The following is a 26709-nucleotide window of genomic DNA, read 5'->3' as shown; positions in this document are numbered from 1 at the left end:
ATGTGGCGGATCTGGAGGCCAGCACGACAGCACGCCTGGAAGCGTCGGCCAAGAGAGGCAAGGTCCGCATGTTCAAGGAGCTCATTGACGGCGCCGCTAGTTGGAGCCGCGTCGAGCGCATCATCGCGCGGGTCGAGGTCGGCGCCCACGGTGGCGATATCCGCTTCGTCCCCCGCCTGCCATCACGCCGGAGCAATCCCGGCGCCTGACGAGGCGCGTGGAAAAGCACCGCAACGGCGACCACAGCGTCGCTTCAGGCCGTCAAAAGCTTATCGCCGTGCATCAAGGCGGCTAGATGGCAACGAGGCTTATGCCGCCCGAGCATCGCAGCTAAGTATGCATGAGGGGTCGTCCCTTCAAAATACTTGATACATTTGCGCTTGCGTAGCTCCTTGCATGCGCTCGATGCCAGGAGGAGACCTCTGTTCTAAACGCTCGCATCGATGCAACGCCGTTGACACCATCATCGCGGCGACCGCTTTGCCGCGGCCGCCGCAGCCCTTTTCGAGCATGACGATCATGCCGGCGCCATCGCAGTGATGCACTTGCAAATTCAGAGATGCACTCTGGCCAAATGCTAGGTGCCCAGCATATGTCCGGCATCCCGCAACGCCGCTACGAAGAGACGGGCATTGTCGTTGGCATCCATCTTGGCCTGCATCGACAGGGGCATCCTGTGCCAGCTCTCCAAGGCCGCAATGTAATGTGAGAACATACCGTTAACGATGCAATAGTGGGTAACTAGGCCGTGTCCGTCTAACGCCAGCACGCCGAATTGGCCGCCGTGATATCGGATGGCTGCGACCCGCTGGACCTGCGCGTCACCGTCGATCCGCACGTTGAAAAGCAGGCTGCCGCGGCTCCTGGTGGCTATCTCGGCGGCTTTTTCAGCGAAGCTCAACGAGAGCGAGCGGACGCTTTCGACTGCCATCTGTAAAACCATCAAGTTCAGTTCATCCACTGCCATAAGGTACCTGTGCGCAAGACATGGGTGATTGCAATCGACCACACCGCTTGTTCACAGATGTCGGCTCACGACCGGTTATTCAGGGTTCGCCGGTTATCCATTGAGGGCGTGCTCATCAAAATGATCCTGACGTGGAATGCGCTGCATCTACGAAGCGCGAGGAGCAGGCCAGCCAAAGCTGTCGCGACCATTGATCTCATAATCCACCCCGATATCTGGATTTCGGCATCGCTGAACATCCCTGGTAAGTGAGCTGTTTGCGGCAAGCCCATCTCAGCTTTGTACTCCGAAACCGTTGCAATGGAGTCGCTCGGCGCTCGGGACCGACAGGCTCTGCTCGTCGAGAACTTTGTCCCCGAGAAGCGTTCGACTTTGAGCATTCCGCTGAAGGGTGACGTCTCGCCAGTCAGTGTCCTTGCAGCTCACCGCGATGGCTTTTTGCGCATCGCACGCAAGCGCACGAATTGGTCTCCGTTCACTTCACAAAATGGTTTTCCTGAAGTACTGGAGCGCAGAGAAATCTCCGGTCGCAGCCTACCCGGTTAAAACAAGGATCCAACGATGAAGACTCTCGTCGTCTGCTCCGGCGGATTGGATTCCGTTACTCTTGCCCACAAGGTGGCAGCGGAGCACCAGCTGACCGGCCTGCTATCGTTCGATTACGGCCAACGGCATAGGAAGGAATTGGGCTTCGCCACCCTTTGCGCGGAGCGCCTGAGTGTCCCGCAGCGAATCATCGATATCCACGAGATCGGCGGCGACCTTTCCGGCTCCGCGCTGACCGACAATGTGGACGTGCCCGACGGGCACTATGCGGAAGACACGATGAAGATAACGGTGGTGCCCAACCGGAACGCCATCATGTTGGCCATTGCCTTCGGCCTCGCCGCAGCGCAAGACGCTGACGCAGTGGCGACGGCCGTGCATGGTGGGGATCACGTTGTCTATCCCGATTGCCGTCCGGCCTTCATCGACGCTTTCCAGATGATGCAGGACCACGCGCTCGACGGCTACGCGCAGATTCGCCTTTATGCACCCTATGTGAACCTGACGAAGGCGGACATTGTTATGGATGGAGCCACATACGGCACGCCGTTTGCGCAGACCTGGTCCTGTTACAAGGGCGCCGAGCGTCATTGCGGGAGGTGCGGGACCTGCGTCGAGCGGCGTGAGGCGTTTCACATCGCTGGGCACCCGGACCCAACCGAGTATGAGGACTCCGACTTCTGGCTCGGAGCGCTGCGAAGGACCACCGCGTAATGTTCCGCATCACCAAGGAATTCCACTTCTCAGCCTCGCATCAGCTCACCTCATTGCCACCCGATCACCAATGCGCGCGCCTGCACGGACATAACTACATCGTCGAAGTGGAGCTTTCAGCGGATGGACTGGACGATCACGGCTTCGTGCGCGACTACCACGACTTGGCGCCATTCAAACGCTACATCGACGAGAGCTTCGACCACCGGCATCTCAACGACGTGCTGGGACACGAGCAAGTCACGGCGGAATATCTGGCCAGACATTTCTACGACTGGTGCAAGGCACGCCTGAGCGAAACCGCGGCCGTGCGGGTGAGCGAAACGCCGAAAACCTGGGCGGAATACCGGCCATGACGAATACTCATCCCGCAATCCGCGTTAGCGAGATTTTCGGGCCGACGATCCAGGGCGAGGGCGTGCTCATAGGTTTGCCGACGATCTTCGTCAGAACCGGCGGGTGTGACTATCGCTGTTCCTGGTGCGACAGCCTCCATGCTGTGGACAATCAATTCCGGCATGAATGGGAGATGATGTCCGTTGGGGCGGTGTGGAAAAATGTGCTTGCCCTTTCCGGTGGCCGCCCGGTGATGGTGTCGCTATCAGGCGGCAATCCGGCCATCCAGCCGCTCGGCGCGCTCATCGACCGGGGCCATGGTGACGGTTACCGTTTTGCGCTGGAAACCCAAGGGTCGCTTGCCAGGGACTGGTTTGCGCAGCTTGACGTGCTGATCCTCAGCCCAAAGCCGCCGTCAAGCCGAATGACGACAGATTGGGCCGCTGTCGAGGCGTGCCTCCAGGCGGCACAAGGCAAGCCCCAAGTCGTGCTCAAGCTCATTGTTTTCGACGAAAGGGACTACACCTACGCGAAAGACGCCGCTGCGCAATTTCCGCAACTTCCGATCTATCTGCAGCCCGGCAATCACACGCCGCCACACCCCACAAATGATGACGCGCCTGTCGACCTTGACGGAATATTGAAGCGCATGGAGTGGCTGGTTGACAGCGTGACCCGCGACAGATGGTTCGAGGCCCGCGTGCTGCCGCAGCTGCACGTTGTGCTCTGGGGTAACAAGAGAGCCGTCTAGCCCAGGCCCTTTCCACTGGAACTGCGCCGGCAGAATTCGGGTGAACGGGTGGTTCAGGTCGAAGGGAGCTGTCGCCGACAACCATGATCCGACAGGCAGGGCTCGAGCGGACGATATCGTCGCTGCGCCAAGACGCGTCTGGTCCGCTCAGAATCTTGTCTCGATAGACGGTCGCCGATCAACAAACGTACCGCGGTCCATGATCGACTGAGAGGCATGACCGTTCCTCTGAGTGCTCAGACTGCCGCCGAGTGCCTGGCCGTTCCAGCTTCGAAATATTTGTCGAACCTGGCCGCGATGCTTCGGACGAAAGGGCGACTTTCAGCCGGCACAACGAATCTGTCGCCATCAAGTTCAAGCAATCGAACCGGATCGTGGAGGGCCATGGAACTTGACTGAAGGAGGAGCCTCTGGCCGGCCTCGCCGAAGCGTTCCACCAGATCGATGGCCGAGAAGGCGAAGTCGCACATCAAACGTTCGATGATCCAGCCGCGAACGCGGTCGTCGTTGGAAAGTGCGATACCCCGAACAGCGGCCAGCCCGCCGTCATCAACCATGCGTCTATATTCGCTAGTTGAAGGCATGTTCTGCGCATAGCCTTGCCGAAACTGGCTAATGGATGACGGGCCGAGCCCGATCAAGATTTCGCAGCAATCGTCCGTGTAGCCCTGAAAGTTCCGGTGCAAAGTCCCGGTGTGTGCCGCAATCGCCAGCGCATCGCCTGGTTTGGCGAAATGGTCGAGCCCGATTGCCTCGTATCCATTGTCTACAATCGCCTGTGCAGCCAGTTGCGACTGGGCAAAGCGCTCCGCGGGACCCGGCAACCAGGCCTCGTCGATCATCGTCTGATGTTTCTTGAACCACGGTACATGCGCGTAGCCAAACAGTGCGATCCGATCCGGTTCCAGGGTCAGTGCCTGCGTGACCGTAGAAGCGACGCTTTCCCTGGTCTGGTGCGGCAGACCATAGAGCAGGTCCAGATTGACGGATTCGACGCCGCGCGAACGAACGCCGTCGACGACCGTCTTGGTCTGCAGGAAGCTCTGCTCGCGGTTGATCGCCTTTTGCACCTTCGGATCGAAATCCTGAACGCCGAGGCTCGCACGGGTCATGCCGATTTCGGCAAGCGCATCGAGGCGGGCATCGTCCATATCGTTGGGTTCGATTTCAACGCTGATCGTGGCGCCGGGAAGAAAGCCGAAGCTGTTGCGCAGGGCGGTTCCCAGCGCCACCATATCTTCGGGCTTGAGCATGGTCGGCGAACCACCGCCGAAATGGACGGCACGCACACGACCTTTGCCTCCAACAAGACCGGCGACGGTAGCGATCTCGGCATGCAGTGAGCGGAGATAGATCGTCACCGGTTCGTAATGGCGTGTCTGCTTGGTATGGCAGGCACAAAACCAGCAAAGCTTGTCGCAGTATGGGATGTGCAGATAGAGCGAGATTTCGTCGCCCTCATCGAGCCGCTGTAGCCAGCCACGACAAACGGTAGCGTCAACGCTTGCATTGAAATGCGGCGCGGTCGGGTAGCTCGTGTAGCGCGGGACGTTCTCGCCAAATCTGGCAACTAGCTTTTGTCGCATGTCGTGGTCCACCGTGTTTGCCTCGCCCGAACTGTGGATGCTTGGATGAGCCTAAGCCCTGATTTCGATCAACCTTCAGCACGGACAAACTGCCGCAAGGATTTTTCTACCGTGGATGCTATCCTGCCCGCACGGACCGGTAGAGCGATCGAATGACATTACGGCAGGATATTCACAGTTCCGGCATCCCCGTTCTTTGCCTGTCTTGCGAGGCACGGCGCCGCGGTGTCTGTGGCGCGCTAGAGCCAGACCATTTGGCTCAGCTCGCCAAGACGTCGTCGCGGCACAATATCGAGCCGGGGGTCGAACTGATCGGCGACGCCGAGGCGGTCGACTGTTATTCGAACGTGCTTTCAGGCGTGGTGAAGCTCACGAAGAGCCTGTCAGATGGACGCCAACAGATTGTCGGCCTGCAGTTCGCCCCGGATTTTCTGGGTCGGCCCTTCAAGATGAAAAGTGCGATTAATGCGGAAGCGGCAACAGCTGTCTCGCTATGCTCGTTTCCCAGAGCGGCCATCGAACGGATGATGAAGCAGTCACCCGAATTTGTGCATCGCCTGCTCAAGCAGGCGCTGAACGAACTTGACGAGGCACGCGAATGGATGGTGACTCTGGGGCGCAAGACCGCACCAGAGAAGGTGGCGAGCTTTCTCCTCATGATTGCCCGGAACATCGACTCCAATGTTGACCCGACGGCTAGCTCGACGTGCTTCGAGCTGCCGATGACGCGTGCCGACATTTCTGATTTCCTTGGAATCACAAACGAGACCGTGAGCCGTCAGCTGACCAGCCTGAGAATGGACGGCGTGATTCGGATCGAGAACAACCGCCGCGTCACCGTGGACAGCATGAGCCGGCTGGAACGGCGCTGCGGCGGCCGAGGCGCTACAGCCGTTTGAATGACGCAGAAGCTGCATGGCCCCCGTCACTTACTTCATTCGGGGCAGGGCATGCTCGCGTTGGGCTCAGAAGAAGTCGCGTAGCGACAGCCCGTTCTCCATCCGATCGTATGCGCCAGTTGCCTTTCGGCTCGTCGGCGAAGCATCCACACTTGGCCGAAGTCAATACGCCTCATCCGCAGGGGAAAATCGCCGTCTCCCCAAGCCATGAATGTCACGACGGCAGCGTAACGCTGGCGCTGGCTGTTCCAAGGCATTGAACGCGGGGTTCGGTAAGGCGTCGACCTGCTTTCCAGCGTCGCAGAAGGTGCGCTCCCCCACACGCCCGCGGTCGCCTCCGCACCCGGGGCCCGACCGGGACGCCAGGCCCCATCCATAAACGGGCGGCCGGTGGTGCGCTTCCACATTCGATCGTCGCAGTCTGATCGCACCGAACTCGATGCTGCTCGAGCAAAATGGTGCGGCTCTGACATGGATCAGGGCGAGCAGGCGACGGCTGCGCAATAAGGCACCGCGGTTTGGCATCCGCCGGAATTGGAAATCGGGGCTTGCGATGAAATTCGGCAAAGAAATCGTGCTTCTAAGCCTGTTCGCATTCGCGGCTTTGGTGGCGGCTGGCGCTGGGGTGGATGAACCCTTTCGCCAGCATATGTGGGTCTTGTTCTTCGCCTTGGCTGGCTTCACTGCGATCCTACTGCGTAACACTGAGTTCAAGCCTGCCGCTCCGATCGACCCGTCCGCTTACATGGACGGGCCAATCCGCTACGGCGCCATCGCCACCATGTTCTGGGGTGTGGTTGGCATGGTGGTCGGGGTGGTCATCGCGCTGCAGCTTGCCTATCCCGATCTCAACATCCAGCCCTGGTTCAACTTCGGCCGCTTGCGGCCTCTGCACACCTCGGGCGTCGTCTTCGCCTTCGGCGGCAATGCGTTGCTTTGCACGTCTCTCTATGTCGTCCAACGCACATGCCGCGCTCGGCTGTTCGGTGGCGATCTCGCCTGGTTCGTGTTCTGGGGCTACCAGCTCTTCATCGTCATGGCCGCGACAGGTTATCTGCTCGGCATCACCGAGAGCCGCGAATATGCGGAACCCGAATGGTATGTCGACATCTGGCTGACCATCGTCTGGGTCGGCTACCTGATCCTGTTTCTGGGCACCATCCTGAAGCGCAAGGAACCGCACATCTACGTCGCCAACTGGTTCTATCTTTCCTTCATCGTGACCATCGCGATGCTGCATGTGATCAACAACCTGTCGATGCCGGCCTCCTTTCTCGGCTCCAAGAGCTATTCCGCATTTTCCGGAGTCCAGGACGCCCTGACGCAGTGGTGGTACGGCCACAATGCCGTCGGGTTCTTCCTCACCGCCGGCTTCCTCGGCATGATGTACTATTTCGTGCCCAAGCAGGCCAACCGGCCGGTCTATTCCTACCGCCTGTCGATCGTCCATTTCTGGGCAATCATCTTCCTCTACATCTGGGCCGGGCCGCATCACCTGCACTACACCGCCCTGCCCGATTGGGCGCAGACGCTCGGCATGGTGTTCTCGATCATGCTGTGGATGCCGTCATGGGGCGGCATGATCAACGGCCTGATGACGCTGTCGGGCGCCTGGGACAAGCTGCGCACCGATCCCATCATCCGCATGATGGTGATGGCCATCGCCTTCTACGGCATGTCGACCTTCGAAGGCCCGATGATGTCGATCAAGACGGTCAACTCGCTGTCGCATTATACCGACTGGACCATTGGCCACGTCCATTCCGGCGCACTCGGCTGGGTCGGCATGATCTCGTTCGGCGCAATCTACTTCATGGTGCCGAAGCTCTGGAACCGTGAACGCCTCTATTCGCTCAGGCTCGTCACCTGGCATTTCTGGCTGGCGACGCTCGGCATCGTTGTCTACGCCGCGGTGATGTGGGTGTCCGGCATCATGCAGGGCCTGATGTGGCGCGAATACGACGAGCAGGGCTTCCTGGTCTACTCCTTCGCCGAAACCGTGGCCGCTATGCACCCTTATTACATCATGCGCGCCATCGGTGGGGCCATGTACCTCTCCGGCACCCTGATCATGGCCTGGAACATCGCCATGACCATCCTCGGCTACCGGCGCGAGCAGGATCCGATGCCGCGCTCCACCCCCGCCCTCCAGCTTGCGCGATGATGAGACGGAAAATGAGGTTGATGAACAGACACGCGGTCATCGAGAAGAACGCTACACTTCTCCTCCTCGGGTCGCTGCTGGTCGTGACAATCGGCGGCATCGTCGAGATCGCGCCGCTCTTCTATCTCGATAATACGATCGAGAAGGTGGAAGGCATGCGCCCCTACTCGCCGCTCGAACTTGCCGGGCGAAACATCTATGTCCGCGAGGGCTGCTACCTCTGCCACAGCCAGATGATCAGGCCGTTCCGTGACGAGGTCGAGCGCTACGGCCACTACAGCCTGGCGGCCGAGTCGATATACGACCACCCCTTCCAGTGGGGATCGAAGCGCACCGGACCGGATCTCGCCCGCGTTGGCGACCGGTATTCCAACCTGTGGCACGTGGATCACCTGACAGATCCACGGTCCGTGGTACCGGAATCGATCATGCCGAGCTATGCCTTCCTTAAGGACAAGCCGATCGCGGTGAAGGACTTCTCGACGCATCTGGTCGCCAACAGGCGCGTCGGCGTCCCTTATTCCGACGACATGATCGCCAACGCCAATGCCGATTTGATGGCGCAGGCTGATCCCAACGCCGACACATCCGGCCTCGAGGCCCGCTACCCCAAGGCCAAGATCGGCGACTTCGACGGCAACCCGCAGCAAGTCACCGAAATGGACGCGCTGGTTTCTTATCTCCAGATGCTGGGCACGCTGGTCGATTTCAAGAACTACGATGAGACCGCCGGCTACCGCTGAGGACAATGGCCATGACGTACAATTTCATGCGGGAAATTGCCGACAGCTGGGGCCTACTTGCCATGGCTCTTTTCTTCATCGGATCTGTTGCCTTTGCAGTTCGTCCCGGAAGCCGCAGGCAAGCCGGCGAAGCAGCTCAAATTCCTCTGAAGGAGGACTGATCATGAGCAGCGATCACATCGACGAGGTTTCCGGCATCTCAACCACCGGTCATGAGTGGGACGGCATCCGGGAGCTCAACAACCCGCTTCCGCGCTGGTGGGTCTGGACGTTCTACATCACCATAGTCTGGGCGATCGGGTACACGATCGCTTATCCGGCATGGCCTCTGCTACACACGACAACCAAGGGTGTGCTCGGCTATTCCAGTCGCAACGATGTCGGGAACGAGTTATCCAAGGCTGAAGCAGCCAAGGGCAAATATGTCGCCGCGATAGAAGCGAAAAGTGTTTCGGAGATCGCGGCGGACGACACGCTGCGCGAATTCGCCGTCGCCGCCGGCGGTGCCGCGTTCAAGCTCAATTGCGTGCAGTGCCATGGTTCCGGCGCCCAGGGCTCCAAGGGCTTCCCCAACCTTAACGACGACGACTGGCTGTGGGGCGGCAAGGCGGACCAGATTCAGCAGACGATCACCCATGGCATTCGCTTCGCCTCCGATCCGGATACGCGCCTGTCGGAAATGCCCGCCTTTGCCGACATCATCACCGCCGACCAGATCAAACAGGTCAGCGCCTACGTCGCCAGTCTGTCGGGGGCCGTCGTCAATCAAGCATTGGTCGCGCCGGGCGCAAAGGTCTTTGCCGAAAACTGCGTGGCCTGTCATGGCGACAATGCAAAAGGCAACAAGGAACTCGGCGCTCCAGATCTGACCGACGCCATCTGGCTCTACGGGTCAGGCGAAGCGGCCATCGCCGCCCAGGTAACCGCACCGAAACACGGCGTGATGCCGGCCTGGGGCGCGCGCCTCGGCGAGATCAAGGTCAAGGAACTGGCGGTCTACATCCATTCGCTTGGCGGCGGAGAATAGGAAAGCAGCCTATTCTCGTCCTCCCCCTCCCGCCAAGCGACGAGGCCCGGCGCAAGCCGGGCCTCGGCATCATCCAGAACCGATGAGTCGGCTTCCGGCGAAATCGTCGCTGGTGACTGGAGCTTCTCGTGCTCGATAACACGCAAATAGAACGGATCGAACCCACGACGTTCAACTCCGCCAAGGTGCGCCAGCCAATGTATGCCGCGCGCAGGAAGATCTTCCCGAAGCGGGCCTCGGGCAGCTTTCGCCGATTCAAATGGATCGTGATGGCGATCACGCTCGGCATCTACTATCTGACGCCGTGGCTGCGCTGGGATCGGGGCTCGTTTAGCCCGGACCAGGCCGTGCTGCTCGATGTCGCCAACCGGCGCTTCTATTTCTTCTTCATCGAGATATGGCCCCAGGAATTCTACTATGTCGCCGGCCTTCTGGTCATGGCCGGCGTCGGTCTTTTCCTGATCACATCGACTGTTGGCCGTGCCTGGTGTGGCTACACATGCCCACAGACCGTATGGGTCGATCTGTTCCTGGTCGTCGAGCGCGCGATCGAGGGCGACCGCAACGCACGCATCAAGCTCGATGCCGGTCCTTGGACCACTCGTAAGCTCGTGCTGCGGGCATCGAAACACGTCATCTGGCTGGTCATAGCCGCAGCGACTGGTGGCGCATGGATCTTCTATTTCGCCGATGCGCCGACGCTGCTCGGCGAACTCTTCACCGGCACGGCAGCGCCTGTCGCCTACATCACCGTCGCGGTCCTGACGGCGACGACCTACACGTTTGGCGGGCTGATGCGCGAACAGGTCTGCACCTATATGTGCCCATGGCCGCGCATCCAGGCAGCCATGCTCGACGAGAGCACGCTCACCGTCACCTACAATGACTGGCGCGGCGAACCGCGCACGCGTCACGCCAAGAAGGTTCTTGCCGCAGGGCATCCCGTCGGCGATTGCGTCGACTGCAATGCCTGTGTCGCCGTCTGTCCGATGGGGATCGACATACGCGACGGTCAGCAACTCGAATGCATCACCTGCGCGCTCTGCATCGATGCCTGTGAGGGCGTCATGGACAAGCTCGGCAAAGCGCGAGGACTGATCTCCTACGCGACGCTCTCCGACTACAACGCCAACATGATCCTGGCCACCGCCGGCGGCGCCAGCTCGGTCAATCCATCACTGGTCAGGACGGATGACGGCCTGTTTTCGGACAGGGTGGCGCATTTCCATATCCGCAAGATCTTTCGGCCACGAACCTATGTCTACATGGCCATGTGGTCGCTGATCGGGCTGGGCCTGCTCTTTTCGCTGCTGACGCGCGACCGGCTCGAAATCAATGTCCTGCACGACCGCAACCCGCAATTCGTGACGCTCTCGGACGGCTCGATCCGCAATGGCTATACCGTCAAGCTCTTGAACATGATCCCCGAACCGAGAACGATTATCGTCACCCTCGGGGGTTTGCCAGGCGCGGAGATGAGCATCGTTGGCGTCGACCTCCCCGCCGATCGCTCCTTTGCAGTCCAGGTCGAACCCGACCGGCTGAAGATGTTGAAGGTTTTCGTGCGCCTGCCCGCCGACCAGATTCATGGCCAGGCGCAGACCTTCACATTCCGGGTCGAAGACAAGGTCAGCTTCGAGTCCAACGAATACACCGCCACCTTCAACTCGCCGGAGATCGCCAGATGAACGCCACCACGCGAAACCCCCGCGAGTTCACCGGCAGGCACATGTTGGCCACGATCCTTGCCTTTTTCGGCGTGGTCATCGCGGTCAATGTGACGATGGCGACGCTTGCCAACACAAGCTGGACCGGCCTTGTCGTCGAAAATACCTATGTGGCGAGCCAACAATTCAACAAGAAGGCCGAGGAAGGCCGTGCGCAGGCAGCGCTTGGCTGGACCGGCCAGTTGACCATCGCATGGGGCGAAGTCCGCTATTGCATCATCGACGCCGCGGGCAAACCGGTTTCCCTGCATGGCGTGAAGGTGCTGTTTCGCCATCCGGCTTACGAGAAAGAGGATGAGTCCGTCACGCTCGCCCTGGTCTCGGGCCAGGAGTTTGCAGCACAACACGTGCCAAGGGATGGTGTCTGGATCATCGAAATAGACGCCGATGCCGGCCTGGCAAGACCTTATCGCGACGTGCGCAGGGTCATGATTTCCAATGGAGCGCTGAAATGAGCTGTTGTGCACCGGGCGCTGAAATAGCGCTGGATCTGGTCAGCGGCACCTCGGTCCTGCCCTCCAGCCAGGAGGTCAGGCTGGCCAGCCGATCGCTTGGCGACGACCTTCATCAGACCGACCTGTCGGTACCGATCGTTCATTGCGGCGCCTGCATCCAGATGATCGAGACCGCGTTGGGAAAGCTCAATCACGTCCAGGCCGCCCGCGTCAACCTTTCAACGAAGCGGGTCTCGGTCCAGTGGCGCGGCGATGAGGTTCCACCATTGGTCGCAGTGCTCGGGCGCCTGGGCTACCAGGCGCATTTGTTCGAAGCCGAGATTGATGCAAAGGACAAGATGCTTTCGGAGCTTATCCGCGCCGTCGCTATTGCCGGCTTTGCTGCGGGCAACATCATGCTGCTCTCGGTGTCGGTCTGGTCCGGCGCCGAGGGCGCCACCCGCGACCTGTTCCACTGGGTCTCGGCTCTGATCGCCATTCCTGCGCTGGCCTTCGCCGGCGGGATCTTCTTCAAGTCGGCGTGGAATGCGCTGCGCCACGGCCACATGAACATGGACGTGCCGATAGCCGTCGGCGTGTCGCTGGCCTACGCCATGAGCCTCTATGAGACGATCACCCATGGCGACCACGCCTATTTCGACGCATCGGTATCCCTGCTGTTCTTTCTCCTGATCGGTCGCACGCTCGATCACGTGATGCGGGAACGCGCCCGCACCGCTGTGAAGAGCCTGTCACAACTGGCCGCACGCGGTGCCATGGTGCTGCGCGGCGATGGCGCTCGGGACTATCTGCCGGTGGGCGAGATCGAACCGGGCATGCTGTTGCTGATCGCCGCCGGCGAAAGGATCCCCGTCGATGGCAAGATCGCGCGCGGGACATCGGACGTCGACTGCTCCCTGGTCTCTGGCGAGAGCACGCCCAGTAGCGTGGCGCCGGAAGACACCGTGCAGGCCGGGGTCCTCAACCTCACCGGTCCGCTGACGATTGAGGCGACAGCGGCCGCCAAGGATTCGTTCCTGGCGGAAATGGTTCGGTTGATGGAGGCCGCCGAAGGTGGTCGCGCCCGGTATCGCCGTATCGCCGACCGCGTGTCGGCACTCTACGCGCCCGTGGTTCATCTCACCGCCTTGGCAACCTTCCTGGGCTGGATGGCGGTGACTGGCGACTGGCACCGGGCGACGACGATCGCAATCGCTGTTCTCATCATCACATGCCCGTGCGCGCTTGGCCTCGCCGTTCCAATCGTTCAGGTGGTGGCCGCGCGGCGCCTGTTCGAAAACGGCATCATGGTCAAGGACGGCTCGGCCATGGAGCGCCTGGCAACGATCGATACAGCCGTGTTCGACAAGACCGGCACGCTCACGCTTGGCCAGCCCAGGCTCGTCAACACGTCGTCGATCGATCCCGCCATGCTGGCAATCGCTGCCGACTTGGCCGCGCATTCGCGTCATCCATATTCAAAGGCCATTGCCGGCTTTGCCGTCAGCAGCAGCCAGCACAAATTCGATGCGGTGACCGAGCACCCGGGTTTCGGGATCGAAGCCACCGCCGCCGGTATCACCTGGCGGCTGGGTCGACGCGGATGGGCTGGCTGGAAGGCTCGAACCGGCGGCGAAGGCAAACATGGCTACGGCGGAACAGTCCTGACGAAAAACGGCATGATTGTGGCATCCTTCGTTTTCGAGGATGCGCTGCGCCTCGACACCAGGGCAGCGATCGATCAACTGCGCAACGCTGGTATGTGCGTGGAAATGCTGTCGGGCGATACCGCCAAAGGCTGCGCCGAGGTTGCGGACGTGCTTGGTGTCGATGACTTCGTTCCCTGCCTGCTACCGTCCGGCAAGGTTGAACGCATCGAGAGCCTGGCGAGAGACGGGCACAAGGTTCTGATGGTTGGCGACGGGCTCAACGACACGCCGGCGCTGAGCGCCGCGCATGTCTCGATCGCACCCGCCACCGCCGCCGACATTGGCCGCAATGCAGCCGACTTCGTTTTTCTGCGCGAAAGCCTCTTGGCGATCCCGCTGGCGCTGGACGTGTCGCGCAAGGCGGGAAGCCTGATCCGACAGAACATAACAATTGCTATCGTTTACAATGCTGTGGCCGTGCCGATCGCCATTCTGGGTCATGTTACGCCTCTGATCGCGGCGGTCGCGATGTCTGCCTCGTCATTGCTTGTGATTGGAAATGCGATGCGTCTGCAAGGCTTCCCAACGGGTGCGTCGTCCGAAACTGCGCGGCAGGACAGGCCCGCGCGGGCCGGCGCCTTGGCCCGATCCTCATGACGACGCTCGCCTATCTCATTCCGGTGGCGCTGTTCCTTGGCGCACTCGGCCTGTCCGGCTTCCTGTGGGCATTGAGAAGCGGCCAGTACGACGATCTCGATGGCGCGGCGGAGCGCATTCTTATCGACCGCGACGACGGCGCGGAGAATCCTCCTCGTTCCAAGTGACTTAGATCAAAGCGCCGCTCGTCGGGATGCCCCATCGTCGTCCGACGTAAGATCAGGAGGGTGAGGATGCAAGCCGAAGCCATCATGACGAAGCCAGTCATCACGACGGATGCGAACGCGACGATCGCCGAAGCGGCCGAGCTCATGCTTTCAAACAAAGTCAGCTGCCTCCCGGTAACGGACAGCGACGGTGCCCTGGTTGGCATTGTAAGCAAAAGCGACTTCTTGCGCCGAGAGGAACTTGGGACCCAGCGTGTGCGTCCGCGCTGGCTGGAGTTTGATCTTGGCCCGGGCACAGTCGCCGAAGACTATGTGCGCTCGAACGGACGGATCATCCATCAGGTGATGACCACACCCGTCATCTCGGCGCCTCCTGGCGCCTCGATTGCAGATATTGTCGACTTGATGATGCAACACCGCATCAACAATGTGCCGATTGTCGATCAGGAAAGGGTCGTCGGCATCATCACGCGAACTGATCTGCTGCCTGTCCTGATCCGCGCAATGCCGAAAGAGGGCACTACGCCACCCGATGACGACCTGATCCGCAACGCGATACTTGCCGAACTGCAGTCACAAACCTGGAGCGGTGGTGACGCGATCGATGTGAGGGTCAGCGACGGCCTTGTCGAACTGAAGGGGGCGATTGTCGACGAGCGTCAGCGGAAGGCAGCGATCGTTGCGGCTGAGAAGGTTGCCGGCGTCGGGCAAGTCAAGGACGGCCTCCTCCTCAGTACGGATCCGTTCGGTGACGGTTTCATAGCTGCGGAAAAAGCGGGGACGCGGAGCAGAGTCCCTTTGGTTCTGCTCCCTTCCCACATCACTTGGACATGAGGCCGTCGGCGAGTTGTCGGCAGCGAAGACGCCCGTCCTGAGGGAATGCGATGGCCGCTGCCTGTTTTGGTGGGGCTTGGACCGGGGCTTCCTGTGGATCTTGACGAGCGGCCAATACGAAGATCTCGACGGCTCCGCCCAGCGGATCCTTATCGATCGGGAAGAGCCGCGAGGCTGAACCGGTCGGCGGCGTCAACGACTGTGCGGATGCTGGTCGTCATCGACCGAATCTTTAGCTGGATTGCCTCGTCATGATGATATCGGCGCGCGTGCGAAGAACGGATCAGCCACAACACGTTGCCGAACCTTTGGGTAGGAGGGGCACGCGATTGGGAAGCCGACCATTCAGAATGCCTAGACATGCAAACGTTTTCGCGGCAATCGACCACTCGACCGTGAACCCGCCGTTGCCGGGTTTGTCGAGCCTGGTTGATCCAGATCAGCGTTATCTCTTAGTCGGCGTGGTTTCATTGACCATGCTTCCAACGGAGAACGCATGTCTATCGACGCTGGGGAGATGAGCGGCAAACCGTGGGTGATTGCGATGCTTCAAGAGCGCTTCGTATCGCAGATAGCCGCTATGGCGGCACGCTGATGGCCGGCTCTGTCGACACATTCGACATCATTGTTGTCGGAGCTGGCCCGGTCGGACTTGCCTTCGCAGCATCGCTCGCCCGGAGCCGACTCAAGGTGGCAGTGGTTGAACGGCAGTCGCTCGACAGCCTGGCGAATCCGGCTTTCGACGGTCGCGAGATCGCGCTGACCCACGCATCAGTGAGAATCCTTCGCGAGCTCGGCGCCTGGGATGCCATCCCCGCATCGGACAAATCACCGCTTCATGGCGCGCGCGTGCTCAACGGGTCGAGCCCTTTCGCCCTGTGCTTCGATACTCCCAGCGGATCTGGGGAACCACTCGGATTTCTGGTCCCAAATTGTCGGATCCGCGATGCCCTGTTCAAAGTTGTCTACTTCCAGGATCATGCCCGGCTGCTGTGCGGCAACTCGGTCGTCAATGCAACAACCAGCGACGACGAGGCGGTCATAGCGCTTTCTGATGGCAGGCAATTGGCCGCTCGGCTGCTCGTCGCAGCGGATTCGCGTTTGTCCGCGATGCGCGACCTGCTCGGCATTGGCGCCAACATCCATCCGCTTGGCCACTCCATGCTGATTTGCCGAGTGAGGCACGAGCGCTTCCATCACCAGATCGCGGTCGAATGGTTCGACCACCATCAGACCATAGCGATGTTGCCGCTCATGGAAGGCGTGTCGTCGCTGCTTCTGACTTTGCGCTCAATCGAGGCCGATAGACTGTCTGTTCTCGATGACGAATTGTTCCTCATGGAATTGATGAACCGGTGTCGAGGACGCCTCGGGCAGATGACCCTGGCAAGCACCCGCCATGCCTATCCGCTGGTCACGACCTGGGCGCACAAGTTCTCGGCACCGAGTGCGGCACTGATAGGAGACGCTGCCATCGGCATGCACCCCGTGACCGCGCATGGCTTCAACATAGGCCTAAGCGGCCAGAAGCAACTCGCTCATAAAATACTGACAGCATGTCGCGCCCGCCGCGACATTGCCGATCCCGACATGCTCGGCAGATACGAAAACCGGCTGCGGCTGTCGGCGGCGCCGCTCTATCATGCCACCAACATGCTTGTCGGTCTTTACTCAAGCGAGGACCCGGCGGCACGGCTTGCAAGACATGCTGGGCTCCGCTTTGCCCAACATCTTCCCTTTGTCCGCCATGGCATTTCGGCCATGCTCAGGCGGTGAATCGCACAGAGCGCTACCGCTCTGGAGCGCTGTCTCGGCGCGGCTTCTTTGTCTTGCTCGCTCGCAGCGTCGCGGGCAAGGCTGCTTCCTGGTGACGTTGCCGATCATGGCATGACTCGGATCAAGGCACGCGCGCGGGCGAAACCTTGATGATTCGGCAATGCTAAGCCAAAGGTGTGACCCGAAGCATGGTGAGCGCACTGGTTACCCTCGCTGGGTAGTTAACCCGTCCTTCAGTGGGCTTGCATAGGTTTGGTCCTCGCGAACAATGACGCAAGCAAGCTGGTCCATTCATGGCACCCCTAAAGAAAGAAGAATCGCTGGAGGCCAAAATCCGTCAGGATCAGCTTGCTGACCTGAGGGCCGGGCTCTTCGTGTCGATGCCGATAAGCGCGATCCTGTCAGGCCTGATTTGCGGGGTGCAGGCCCTTTCTGGCGGCGGCTTTGCCGCTGCAAGCTGGTTCCTGGTCGTCAATGCGCTAAATGCCGCCCGGCTTGCACTCGCCCGTTTTCAGCTAAAGGAAACGGGGCGCAATCAGGATTTGCTTGGCGTTTTGCCGCGCCTTCGCATGTTTGGCGTCCTTGCCCTTCTGGCAGGGTTTGCCTGGTCCTTCCCGGCCGTGCTGACTGTTGGATACACAACACCTCAAGCACCGATGCATCTGGTCATACTGGCGGGCATTTCAGCTGGTGCGGTTACATATGGCAGCTCGTATGCCGCCGCGGCGACCAGCTTCATCACACCTCCACTCCTCATCACGGTGGCGTGCCTTTTGGCGAAAGGCAATTTTGAACGCTACATTCTGGCTTTCACCGTTCTGCTCTTCATGGGCGGCTTGGTCCGAGCTTCGTTTGTTGGGCAGGCGCGCTTCCGCGAAGCAAGCCGCCTGAGACATGAGGCAGAGCGACTTGCGTCGGAAATGGAGCGCAACTCCAGGGAGGACCATTTGACCGCCCTTCTCAACAGGCGGGGCCTTGAACACGCCATCGGTCGGTTCAAGACCGCGGATGGCCCCTTCGTGGCAATGCTGATTGATCTGGACGGCTTTAAATCTGTCAACGACACCTACGGTCACAGGACCGGTGATGAACTGCTTGTCATGATCGCCCGCCGCATAGAGCAGGAAGCACCGGAAGGCTCAACGCTAGCTCGTATTGGCGGCGATGAATTCGTGCTGGTTTTTCCCTCAACGAGAGCTTCGCTTTCTGCCAGTGATCTCGCCTCCAATATCATAGCCAAAATTGCTCGCCCCTATATCGGGGTCGCGTCCGTGCGCGTCGGGGCATCGATAGGGATATACTTGGCACAGACGTCGAGCCTGACTGAAATGCTGTTGCGGGCCGATATCGCCCTTTATACGGCCAAGCGCCATGGCAGGAACGAATTTTGCCTGTTCGATGCCGAACTCGACCGGGAACTCCAACGCCGCCAGTCCATCGAACGGGACCTTCATTCGGCGATAAAGACGGGAAGATTGCAACCTTGGTTCCAGCCGATCGTGAAACTCGACACCGAGGCCGTGGTCGGTTTTGAAGCCTTGCTGAGATGGTCCCATCCGACACATGGTGCCATCTCTCCACCCGAAATCATCACAGCCGCACGCGAAACCGGAATGCTTCAGCTGCTGACGCAAACCGTATTCGCCGACTGTTGTGCTTTTATCGACGGCTTGGTGAAAGCTGACTGTCGTAACATTCGTGTGGCGATGAATGTTTCCCCGCGCGAACTGGAAGCCGGCGATATCGACGACATGGTTCTGGATGGTCTGGCCGCAAGAGGCCTGCCTGCGACGATGTTCGAAATCGAGATTACCGAAGAATCGCCGGTGGACCCGGACAGAGTGGATGAAAAGCTCGGACGGCTTTCACATGCCGGTATTTCCATCGCGCTCGACGACTTCGGCACCGGCTTTTCTACCTTGGCATCTCTCAAGGACCGTCGGATACGCAAGGTGAAAATAGACCAGGGCTTCATTCGCGGCTTGGCCAAGTCCCGAGAGGACCGACTGCTTGTCAAATCGGTCATTGAACTCGGTGAGATGCTCGGGATCGACGTCATGGCCGAGGGCGTCGAAACAGAGGCGGATCGGCAAACCCTGCACAAGCTTGGCTGCCGAACCGCTCAAGGCTTCCTCTTCTCCAAGGCTGTGCCTTTGATGCAAGCACTGGAAGTGGCAGTCAAACAGCACGCGAACCAGTTGTGACCGCTCCCGCCGCGCCGGCTGTCGCGGCCGTGCGCTGCCGAATTTGGCTACAGAGACTTGCCTGATCGAAACACGTGGCAGTGGGCGTTGTGCATCAGCCGGCGAACAGTTCCTTGTAGCCGGTCGTCACCATCCAGTTCGCACGGTCGATATGGCTGCGAAGAGCTTTGCGGGCGCGGACCGGGTCAATGGACGGGTCGATGTGTGATTTTTCGTGGAATGAGGACCCTGTTTGAGGGGTGATTTTCGTCCAAGCGGGACCCCTTAACGATGGGGTCATCAAGATGCCTCCGGTTTGATCGGAGGCATTTGTGTTTTGGATGTTGGTCGTGGAGACGATTGCAAAGATACGCCGGCTGTCGCTGGTGCAGGGAAAGTCGATTAAGGCGATCTGCCGGGAGCTGAAGATCTCCCGGAAGGTGGTGCGCAAGGTGCTGCGTTCGGACGAGACGGAGTTCCGCTACGAGCGCAAGCATCAGCCCTATCCCCGGATGGGCGCCTGGCGCGACGAGTTGGATCGGCTGCTGTCGACGAATGCGGCCAAGTCTCAGCGGGAGCGACTGACGCTGATCCGCATCTTCGAGGAACTTCGCGGCCTCGGCTATGACGGCAGCTACAGTTCGGTGTGGCGGCATGCTCAGAGTTGGGAGGCGGATCGCGGCAGCGCTGCGGCCGAAGCTTATATTCCGTTGAGCTTTGCGCCGGGCGAGGCCTACCAGTTCGACTGGAGCCACGAGATCGTCCTGCTCGACGGCGTGACGGTGACCGTGAAGGTGGCACATATGCGGCTTTGCCACAGCCGCATGTTCTTCGTTCGGGCCTATCCGCGCGAAACGCAGGAGATGGTGTTCGACGCCCATGACCGGGCGTTCAGCTTCTTCCGCGGCGCCTGCACGCGCGGCATCTACGACAACATGAAGACGGCGGTGGACGCGATCTTCATCGGCAGGGATCGCCGCTACAACTGCCGCTTTGCGCAGATGTGCGGGCATTACCTTGTCGAGCCGGAGGCCTGCACGCCGGCGGCCGGCTGGGAGAAGGGCCAGGTCGAGAACCAGGTCGGGCTGGTGCGCGAGCGCTTCTTCACGCCGAGGCTGCGCTTCAAAACGCTGGAGGATCTCAACGGCTGGCTGGCCGACAAATGCGTCGCCTATGCCAAAGCGCATCGGCATCCCGAACAGGGCGAGCGCACGGTGTGGGAGGTGTTCGAGGAAGAGCGTGCCAGCTTGATCCCCTATGCCGGGCGCTTTGACGGCTTCCATTGCATTCCCGCGTCGGTGTCGAAGACCTGCACGGTGCGCTTCGACAACAACAAATACTCGGTGCTGTCGAGTGCCGTCGGCCGGCCGGTCGAGATCCATGCTTATGCCGACCGGATCATTATCCGCCAGGACGGCATGATCGTGGGCGAGCATGCCCGCTGCTTCGGCCGCAACGAGGTCATCTACGATCCCTGGCACTACGTGCCGGTGCTGGCCCGCAAGCCGGGCGGATTGCGCAACGGCGCGCCGTTCCGGGAATGGGTCCTGCCGTCGGCAATGGAGAAGGTGCGCCGCAAGCTCAAGGCGGTCGATGACGGCGACCGGCAGATGGTGTCGATCCTCACCTGCGTGCTCACCGACGGATTGAGCGCGGTCGAGGCTGCCTGCCAGGAAGCCATCGAACACGGCGTCTCATCGGCGGCGGTGATCCTCAACATCCTGGCCCGCAGCCGCGATCCGGCGCCGGGCACGATCCTTTCCATTCCCGAGGCGCTGAAGCTGGCTCACGAGCCGATCGCCGACTGCGCCCGCTATGACAGTCTCAGGAGGACGAACAGCCATGGAACGCACCGAAGTACTGGAACTGATGGGGGCGCTGAAACTCTTCGGGATGCGCGGGGCCTATGACGAGATCATGGGCGTTGCCATCAAGCGGCAGCACGAACCGCCGAAGATCGTCGGCGATCTGTTGCAGGCCGAGATATCGGAGAAGCAGGCCCGCTCGATCAAATACCAGCTCACCGTCGCCAAGCTGCCATTGGCCAAGGACATCGAGGACTTCGATTTTGCCGGCACGCCGGTCAACGAGAGCCTGATCCGCGACCTCGCCACCGGCGCCTTCGTCGCCGATCAGCGCAATGTCGTCCTGGTCGGTGGGACAGGCACCGGCAAGTCACATCTGGCGATCGCCATTGCCCGTTCTCTCATCCGCAACGGCGCACGCGGGCGCTTCTTCAACGTCGTCGACCTCGTCAACAGGCTTGAGACCGAGGCCCGCTCCGGCCGCCAGGGCCGCATCGCCGACCATCTCACCCGGCTCGACTTCGTCGTGCTCGATGAGCTCGGCTATCTCCCCTTCGCCCAGGCCGGCGGGCAATTGCTCTTTCATCTGGTCTCGAAGCTTTACGAACGCACCAGCGTCATCATCACCACCAATCTCGCCTTCGGCGAATGGCCGAGCGTCTTCGGCGACGCCAAGATGACGACCGCGCTCCTCGATCGGCTCACCCATCATTGCGAGATCGCCGAGACTGGTAACGAATCCTGGCGCTTCAAAAGCCGCTCTCAAAGCTGAAGTCCGAACGCCAATCAGTCGCGCCCGGTCAGGCTGTGCAACCCTGACCAGCTCCGCCTGATCGGGCGCTAACCGGCGCACCCTTCAATGCCCCAGACGGGGTCCCTTTTGCGCGAAAATACAGGGTCCCGATTCCACGGTCATTGACAGTCGATGCCGAGAATGCGCTCGGCCATCTCCTTTTCGCTGGCATTGTCGGCGCAGGCATCCAGGATCCGCAGGTAGATCGTGAAATGCTCCCTGTCGTAGCTCGTGAGGTTCTCCGACCAGGGGACTTCATCGCTCAAACTTGAGCTTCGAGTCTCATCCGTTCCCATTGGTCCATTCATGCCTGCGAACCTCGCCTGTGAGCGCAGGCAGTATATCCCAAAATGGGATAATCCGAAACCGGGATTAGTCGCTGATCCGGTCTTTACCCGACCGGTTCGCCTCCATGCCCAAATCCCTTCGATCGCCCCGCCACCAGCGGTTCCTGGCCCGGCTGGTTTTGCTGCGCAAGGCCAAAGGCCTGACCCAGAAGCAGCTGGCTGACAAGCTTGGTCGTCCCCAATCCTTCGTGGCCAAGTACGAGGGCGCAGAGCGGCGTCTCGATGTCATCGAGTTTCTCGACATAACTGCGGCCCTTGACGCTGATCCGTGCGAGATTCTCTCCAGCCTCCGGTCCTAGCGGGCGCGCCGCATCTATCATGATCACGGACAGGAATATTGAGTGGGACAACGCCTCAATTTGTTGAAAGGCGAGCGCTGGTTTTCGGAGGAAGCCGCGCGCACGGCGCCGATGCCTTTTGGTTCTCGACGTAACTGCGGCGCCTGACCATGTGCGAAAAAACTTGGCGGGCGCCCGCGCGCCTGACGACGCGCACCAGGTGCTCGTGAACCGAGCCCGCTTTTCTTCGGCAAGCTCAGGCGGTCTCGGCCATTCGGCTTCGCCCCTTGGCGTGGGCAGCCCTTCGGGCTGTGACGGCCGCCGCCCTTGCGGGCGGCGCGGTTTGTCTGTTGGCCTTTCCCGGTGGCGCGGGGCGGGCGGCACTCCCTTCTAGACCCGCCGCGGCAGCCCGCAACCCTTCGCGTGCCGCTCAGGGTCCTCCTCTTCGTTCCGGTCCTTCGGATGCGGTCCGCCTACCACGGCGGGCCTTTCCGGTCGCGACTCGCCGCCCACCCCGCTTCCGGGGAAAGGCGCGGCGATTGGCGAGCGGAGGATAACACATGCGTGCAAACAGCAAGCGTACCACCAGCGGAGAGGCTGGCGCAGGCAAGGGCAGGCGCCCAGGCGCAAGCCTCTATCAGGAGATCACCGACCGCATCATTGCCGAGCTGGAGCGCGGCACCGTGCCATGGGTCAAGCCATGGGGCAGCGCAAAAGCAGGCCTCGGCCTGCCGAGGAATGCGTCCACGGGGCGCACCTATTCCGGCATCAATATCCTCATCCTGTGGGGCGCCGTCATCGAGCGCAGCTATCCCAGCCAGAAATGGCTGACCTTCCGGCAGGCGCTTGCCCTGGGCGGCAATGTCAGGAAGGGCGAGCGCGGCACGACGATCGTGCATGCCGACCGCTTTGTCCCAAAGAACGAGAAGGAGCGCGCACGCCACGAGGGCGATGCACCACAGGCCGTGCCTTTTCTGAAGCGCTTTACCGTCTTCAATGTCGCGCAATGCGACAATCTTCCGGAACACCTCCATGCCCCTGCCGAGCCGCTGCCACAGTGCGAGATCGTGCCGCAGGCCGAGACGCTCATTCTCGCCAGCGGTGCGGATTTCAGGGTCGGCGGCGATCGCGCTTTCTACATGCCGTGCAGCGACCACATTCAGGTGCCGCCGCAGCCAGCGTTCCATCAGCAGATCGACTATTACCGGACCTGCTTTCACGAGCTAGGCCACTGGACCGGCCACCCGACGCGGCTTGCTCGCGACCTCTCCGGCTCGTTCGGCTCCAAGGCCTACGCGCGTGAAGAATTGGTCGCCGAAATCACTGCCGCCTTCGTCTGCAGCAATCTCGGCATCGAGCCGACCGTGCGTCACGCCGATTACATCGGCTCATGGCTGAAGGTGCTGCGCGAGGACAACCGCGCTATATTCCGTGCCGCCAGCCTAGCTTCGAAGGCCGCTGATTTCCTGTTTGGCCTTCCGGCCGATGCGGAAGGCGAGGCGCAAGAAGGCATTGCGGCATGACGATGCGCGACCTCAACTGACCGCGACCGAGCCGACGCCGCAAAGGAGCAGACGCTCATTCCCGGCGTCCAGCCGATCACCACGCGGGCAAACCCTCCTGATGGACGCGCCGATGTGTCCGCGCGCGGCGCAAAGCTGCTCGAGGTCGGTCTCTAATGGGGAGGCGGATCAGAGGAAGGTCCGGTGAACCTTTCTCCCGCCGGACGCAAGAAGTCAACGCGACCCGTTCTGACAAGGAGTCTTTCCATGATACTGATCACCAATCCACTGCGCGCACGACTGCTCGCCCATGGCGCCGCCGGCGCCGACATCGACCATTTTCCCGTTGTGAAACTGTTTAATCCGACAGGTGCCGCGACCTGGCTTCTGAGCGAACTCGACGCCGATGGCGACACTCTGTTCGGTCTTTGCGATCTCGGCTTCGGCTTCCCCGAACTTGGCAGCGTCAGTCTGGCCGAGCTTGCATCCGTAAAAGGTCCGCTTGGCCTCGGCATAGAGCGCGACCTGCTTTCCAAGCGCGCTTTCCGCTCTCCGTCTATGCCGAAGCCGCCCGCAGTTGCGGCCACGTCAGCGAGGCCGAGCGACTGCTGCGGCAAGCAGCAGACGCCCTATCAAAGCCCCATTCCGAGCTTCCGCCCGACACGGCGGAACAGCAGCGCCGATAGGCGCAAAAACCGTCCCGCCGCGCCGGTCTTCGGCCTCTGCGGCGGGGACAACCTTAACCAAAGCAAAAGGAGAGTAACCATGCAGCTTGCCCACATTCCCTTGGATCAGCTCAACATTTCCGCGCTCAACATGCGCCATGGAAAACGCGCGCCCGACATATCCGACATCCTGCCCTCCGTGCGTGCGCGCGGCGTGCTGGTGCCACTCCTTGTGCGGCCGAACGGCCAGCCGGAAACCTTCGAGATCGTCGCCGGCAGGCGGCGCTATTTCGCCGCGAAATCGCTTGCCGACGAGCGCGGCGAAGGCGATCCCTTGCCCTGCGCCATCATGGAGGACGGTGACGACGCCGATGCGCTGGAAGCTTCGCTGATCGAAAACCTCGCCCGCCTCGATCCTGACGAAGTATCGCAATGGGAGACGTTTTCGCGGCTTGTCAGGCAAGGCCGCACCGTTCCCGACATCGCTGTGACCTTCGGCATCACTGATCTCAAGGTCAAACGCATTCTGGCGCTTGGCGACCTCTTGCCCAAAATCCGCGAAGCCTATCGGCGCGAGGAGATCGATACCGAGACGGTGCGCCATCTCACCATGGCTTCCAAGGCGCAGCAGAAGGACTGGCTGGCACTCTGTGCCGATTCCGATCAATACGCGCCGCGTGGCTATCAGTTGAAGCAATGGCTGTTCGGCGGCCAGTCGATTTCCACCAAGGTGGCGCTGTTTGCCATCGAGGAGTATCCCGGCCTGATCACCTCGGACCTGTTCGGCGAGGACAGCTATTTCGCCGATGCCGACCTGTTCTGGCAAAAGCAGAACGAAGCGATTGCCACGAAACGCGACACCTATCTCAACGAGGGCTGGAGCGAGGTTGTGCTGCTGGAACCGGGCCAGTATTTCCACGCATGGGACCACGAGAAGACCCCGAAGAAGAAGGGCGGCAAAATAGTCATCACTGTCTCGCATCGCGGCGAGGTCGAGTGTCACGAGGGCTGGCTGTCACGCAAGGAAGCCCGCCGCGCCCGCGAGGGCGGCGAGCAAGAAGAAACAGCCGCCAAGCTGCCGCGCCCCGAAGTCACCGGCCCGATGCAGAACTATATCGATCTGCATCGCCATGCCGCCGTGCGCGCGGCCATGCTCGACCATCCTGCCGTGGCGCTGCGCCTCGTGGTGGCGCACGCCATCACCGGTTCGGGCCTGTGGCAGGTGCGGCCCGAGCCGCAGCGCGCAGCCAACGAGACGGTGACTGCCAGCCTTGCCGGCTGCAAGGCTGAAGCCGCATTCGGCAAAAAGCGGCGCGAGGTATTGGCCCTGCTCGGATCACCGGATGAGGATAGCTTGGTCGCCGGCGGCAATGGCGACGCCGTTGCTATCGCCGGCGTGTTCGCGCGCCTCTTGGCGCTCTGCGACGACGATGTCATGCGCGTTCTCACCCTTGTCATGGCCGAGACGCTTGCAGCCGGCAGCGCCGTCATCGAGGCGCTCGGCAACCACCTGAACGTCGACATGGGCATATGGTGGCAACCGGACGATGCCTTCTTCGACCTCTTGCGCGACAAGGAAATCGCCAATTCGATGCTGGCCGACGTCGGCGGCAAGCTGGTCGCGGACGGCAATGTCGCCGAGAAGGTCAAGACGCAAAAGAACATCATCCGCGACTTCCTGGCGGGCGAGAATGGCCGCCCCAGGGTCGAGACCTGGCTGCCGCGCTGGATGAAATTCCCGGCCGAAAGCTACACCAGCCGCGGCGGCTTCCGCACCGCCGATCAGTGGACACAGGTGCAGCCGCTGTTCGTGCGCGAATAGTCGATCAGGGCCCGAGCGGCGGTTCTCTCGATTACCGCCGCTCAGGTCGCGCGCGCCGCTACGGGCCACGCCGGCTGCCGATTGGGCGTCTTGTCGAGCCAGTGCCGCGCGCGAGAAATTCCGACGCCAGTTCGCCCCATTTCGGCAGCCCCGCACCGCGCCGGGTTGCTTGCTGAGGCGCCAAAGGCGCATGGGGCCAATTGTCCGATCCGGTTGCCGACAGAGCCCGCGAAACCGGCGCTCTGCATTGCCGCCGGCTTCTTGTGTCACCGATCGCCCCACCTGTCTCCATTGTGTCTCAGGGACTATTCCCCTGCGGCTGGCTTGTCGACCTATG

26 protein-coding genes and 2 pseudogenes are annotated in these 26709 nt (G+C 61.1%); 24 read left to right on the top strand and 4 right to left on the bottom strand.

Annotation, left to right across the window (positions count from 1 at the left end; translation table 11 throughout):
• Nucleotides 1-170, top strand: a pseudogene (locus tag NKJ18_RS25290) (IS1380 family transposase); the annotation flags it as partial.
• Between the two features lie 186 nt (nt 171-356).
• Here the strand turns inward: NKJ18_RS25290 and NKJ18_RS25285 are convergent.
• Nucleotides 357-521, bottom strand: a complete 165-nt coding sequence (locus NKJ18_RS25285; RefSeq protein WP_023685557.1) for a hypothetical protein — start codon at nt 519-521, stop codon at nt 357-359.
• A gap of 56 nt (nt 522-577) precedes the next feature.
• A complete protein-coding gene (locus tag NKJ18_RS25280) occupies nt 578-967 on the bottom strand; it encodes a hypothetical protein (RefSeq protein WP_023707022.1) in 390 nt (129 codons plus the stop codon).
• Between the two features lie 300 nt (nt 968-1267).
• Between NKJ18_RS25280 and NKJ18_RS25275 the strand changes: the two genes are divergently transcribed.
• From NKJ18_RS25275 to queE, 4 genes are read left to right on the top strand one after another with little or no spacing between them, the layout of a single operon-like run.
• Complete coding sequence (locus NKJ18_RS25275) at nt 1268-1513, top strand: hypothetical protein (RefSeq protein WP_156932578.1); 246 nt, start codon at nt 1268-1270, stop codon at nt 1511-1513.
• A 15-nt stretch (nt 1514-1528) separates the two neighbouring features.
• Nucleotides 1529-2227, top strand: coding sequence for a 7-cyano-7-deazaguanine synthase QueC (queC, locus tag NKJ18_RS25270; protein ID WP_023708066.1), 699 nt, complete (start codon nt 1529-1531; stop codon nt 2225-2227).
• Nucleotides 2227-2583: a 6-carboxytetrahydropterin synthase QueD gene (gene queD, locus NKJ18_RS25265; RefSeq protein WP_023673552.1), complete on the top strand. Its 357-nt coding sequence runs from the start codon at nt 2227-2229 to the stop codon at nt 2581-2583. Before queC ends, queD begins: the two co-directional genes overlap by 1 nt.
• On the top strand, nt 2580-3314 hold the full coding sequence (queE, locus tag NKJ18_RS25260) for a 7-carboxy-7-deazaguanine synthase QueE (RefSeq protein ID WP_023708064.1): 735 nt from the start codon (nt 2580-2582) through the stop codon (nt 3312-3314). The genes queD and queE overlap by 4 nt, the downstream gene beginning before the upstream one ends.
• Before the next feature lie 236 nt (nt 3315-3550).
• Here queE and hemN read toward each other — a convergent pair whose 3' ends face one another.
• Complete coding sequence (gene hemN / locus NKJ18_RS25255) at nt 3551-4900, bottom strand: oxygen-independent coproporphyrinogen III oxidase (protein ID WP_023750565.1); 1350 nt, start codon at nt 4898-4900, stop codon at nt 3551-3553.
• Nucleotides 4901-5052: 152 nt separating this feature from the next.
• Here hemN and NKJ18_RS25250 point away from each other — a divergent pair, with 152 nt between their 5' ends.
• From NKJ18_RS25250 to istB, 15 genes are all read left to right on the top strand, one after another.
• Complete coding sequence (locus tag NKJ18_RS25250; protein WP_023708062.1) at nt 5053-5799, top strand: Crp/Fnr family transcriptional regulator; 747 nt, start codon at nt 5053-5055, stop codon at nt 5797-5799.
• 553 nt (nt 5800-6352) lie between these two features.
• The gene (gene ccoN, locus NKJ18_RS25245) at nt 6353-7963 is read left to right on the top strand and encodes a cytochrome-c oxidase, cbb3-type subunit I (protein ID WP_023750566.1); all 1611 of its coding nucleotides are present in this window, start codon (nt 6353-6355) and stop codon (nt 7961-7963) included.
• An 11-nt stretch (nt 7964-7974) separates the two neighbouring features.
• Nucleotides 7975-8706 carry a cytochrome-c oxidase, cbb3-type subunit II gene (gene ccoO / locus NKJ18_RS25240; protein ID WP_023716338.1) on the top strand — a complete coding sequence of 244 codons (732 nt, stop codon included), beginning with the start codon at nt 7975-7977 and terminating at the stop codon, nt 8704-8706.
• Between the two features lie 11 nt (nt 8707-8717).
• Nucleotides 8718-8867, top strand: coding sequence for a CcoQ/FixQ family Cbb3-type cytochrome c oxidase assembly chaperone (locus NKJ18_RS25235; protein ID WP_023707015.1), 150 nt, complete (start codon nt 8718-8720; stop codon nt 8865-8867).
• A gap of 2 nt (nt 8868-8869) precedes the next feature.
• Nucleotides 8870-9733, top strand: coding sequence for a cytochrome-c oxidase, cbb3-type subunit III (gene ccoP, locus NKJ18_RS25230; RefSeq protein ID WP_023707014.1), 864 nt, complete (start codon nt 8870-8872; stop codon nt 9731-9733).
• A 128-nt stretch (nt 9734-9861) separates the two neighbouring features.
• Nucleotides 9862-11421, top strand: a complete 1560-nt coding sequence (gene ccoG, locus NKJ18_RS25225) for a cytochrome c oxidase accessory protein CcoG (RefSeq protein WP_352754573.1) — start codon at nt 9862-9864, stop codon at nt 11419-11421.
• On the top strand, nt 11418-11915 hold the full coding sequence (locus NKJ18_RS25220; protein WP_352754571.1) for a FixH family protein: 498 nt from the start codon (nt 11418-11420) through the stop codon (nt 11913-11915). Before ccoG ends, NKJ18_RS25220 begins: the two co-directional genes overlap by 4 nt.
• Nucleotides 11912-14200 (top strand): cation-translocating P-type ATPase, encoded by a 2289-nt coding sequence (locus NKJ18_RS25215; protein ID WP_352760150.1) that lies wholly within the window; start codon nt 11912-11914, stop codon nt 14198-14200. The genes NKJ18_RS25220 and NKJ18_RS25215 overlap by 4 nt, the downstream gene beginning before the upstream one ends.
• Nucleotides 14197-14367, top strand: a complete 171-nt coding sequence (gene ccoS, locus NKJ18_RS25210) for a cbb3-type cytochrome oxidase assembly protein CcoS (RefSeq protein WP_023697810.1) — start codon at nt 14197-14199, stop codon at nt 14365-14367. The genes NKJ18_RS25215 and ccoS (NKJ18_RS25210) overlap by 4 nt, the downstream gene beginning before the upstream one ends.
• A 66-nt stretch (nt 14368-14433) precedes the next feature.
• A complete protein-coding gene (locus NKJ18_RS25205; RefSeq protein WP_352713638.1) occupies nt 14434-15201 on the top strand; it encodes a CBS domain-containing protein in 768 nt (255 codons plus the stop codon).
• A 61-nt stretch (nt 15202-15262) separates the two neighbouring features.
• Nucleotides 15263-15379 carry a cbb3-type cytochrome oxidase assembly protein CcoS gene (ccoS, locus tag NKJ18_RS25200; protein WP_352886926.1) on the top strand — a complete coding sequence of 39 codons (117 nt, stop codon included), beginning with the start codon at nt 15263-15265 and terminating at the stop codon, nt 15377-15379.
• A 416-nt stretch (nt 15380-15795) separates the two neighbouring features.
• Nucleotides 15796-16977: a 5-demethoxyubiquinol-8 5-hydroxylase UbiM gene (gene ubiM / locus NKJ18_RS25195; RefSeq protein WP_352754567.1), complete on the top strand. Its 1182-nt coding sequence runs from the start codon at nt 15796-15798 to the stop codon at nt 16975-16977.
• A 293-nt stretch (nt 16978-17270) separates the two neighbouring features.
• Nucleotides 17271-19181, top strand: a complete 1911-nt coding sequence (locus NKJ18_RS25190; RefSeq protein ID WP_352539092.1) for a putative bifunctional diguanylate cyclase/phosphodiesterase — start codon at nt 17271-17273, stop codon at nt 19179-19181.
• Nucleotides 19182-19501: 320 nt separating this feature from the next.
• A complete protein-coding gene (gene istA / locus NKJ18_RS25185; RefSeq protein WP_352760154.1) occupies nt 19502-21070 on the top strand; it encodes an IS21 family transposase in 1569 nt (522 codons plus the stop codon).
• Nucleotides 21003-21737, top strand: coding sequence for an IS21-like element helper ATPase IstB (istB, locus tag NKJ18_RS25180; RefSeq protein ID WP_352760147.1), 735 nt, complete (start codon nt 21003-21005; stop codon nt 21735-21737). The genes istA and istB overlap by 68 nt, the downstream gene beginning before the upstream one ends.
• Nucleotides 21738-21877: 140 nt before the next feature.
• On the opposite strand, the gene NKJ18_RS25175 is transcribed toward istB, so the two are convergent.
• On the bottom strand, nt 21878-22024 hold the full coding sequence (locus tag NKJ18_RS25175) for a hypothetical protein (RefSeq protein WP_352760145.1): 147 nt from the start codon (nt 22022-22024) through the stop codon (nt 21878-21880).
• 146 nt (nt 22025-22170) lie between these two features.
• Here NKJ18_RS25175 and NKJ18_RS25170 point away from each other — a divergent pair, with 146 nt between their 5' ends.
• From NKJ18_RS25170 to NKJ18_RS25155, 4 genes and pseudogenes are all read left to right on the top strand, one after another.
• Nucleotides 22171-22404 (top strand): helix-turn-helix domain-containing protein, encoded by a 234-nt coding sequence (locus tag NKJ18_RS25170; protein WP_023708050.1) that lies wholly within the window; start codon nt 22171-22173, stop codon nt 22402-22404.
• 539 nt (nt 22405-22943) lie between these two features.
• Nucleotides 22944-23906: an ArdC family protein gene (locus tag NKJ18_RS25165; RefSeq protein ID WP_023753774.1), complete on the top strand. Its 963-nt coding sequence runs from the start codon at nt 22944-22946 to the stop codon at nt 23904-23906.
• A 246-nt stretch (nt 23907-24152) separates the two neighbouring features.
• Nucleotides 24153-24571, top strand: a pseudogene (locus NKJ18_RS25160) (DUF2958 domain-containing protein).
• Nucleotides 24572-24650: 79 nt separating this feature from the next.
• Nucleotides 24651-26372, top strand: a complete 1722-nt coding sequence (locus NKJ18_RS25155) for a ParB/RepB/Spo0J family partition protein (RefSeq protein ID WP_352760143.1) — start codon at nt 24651-24653, stop codon at nt 26370-26372.
• Nucleotides 26373-26709: the final 337 nt, after the last annotated feature.

It is taken from the genome of Mesorhizobium sp. M0217 (assembly GCF_040321955.1).
GTDB lineage: Bacteria > Pseudomonadota > Alphaproteobacteria > Rhizobiales > Rhizobiaceae > Mesorhizobium.
Note: the sequence above shows the minus strand (reverse complement) of the source record. Positions and strands in the feature narration are given on the sequence as shown.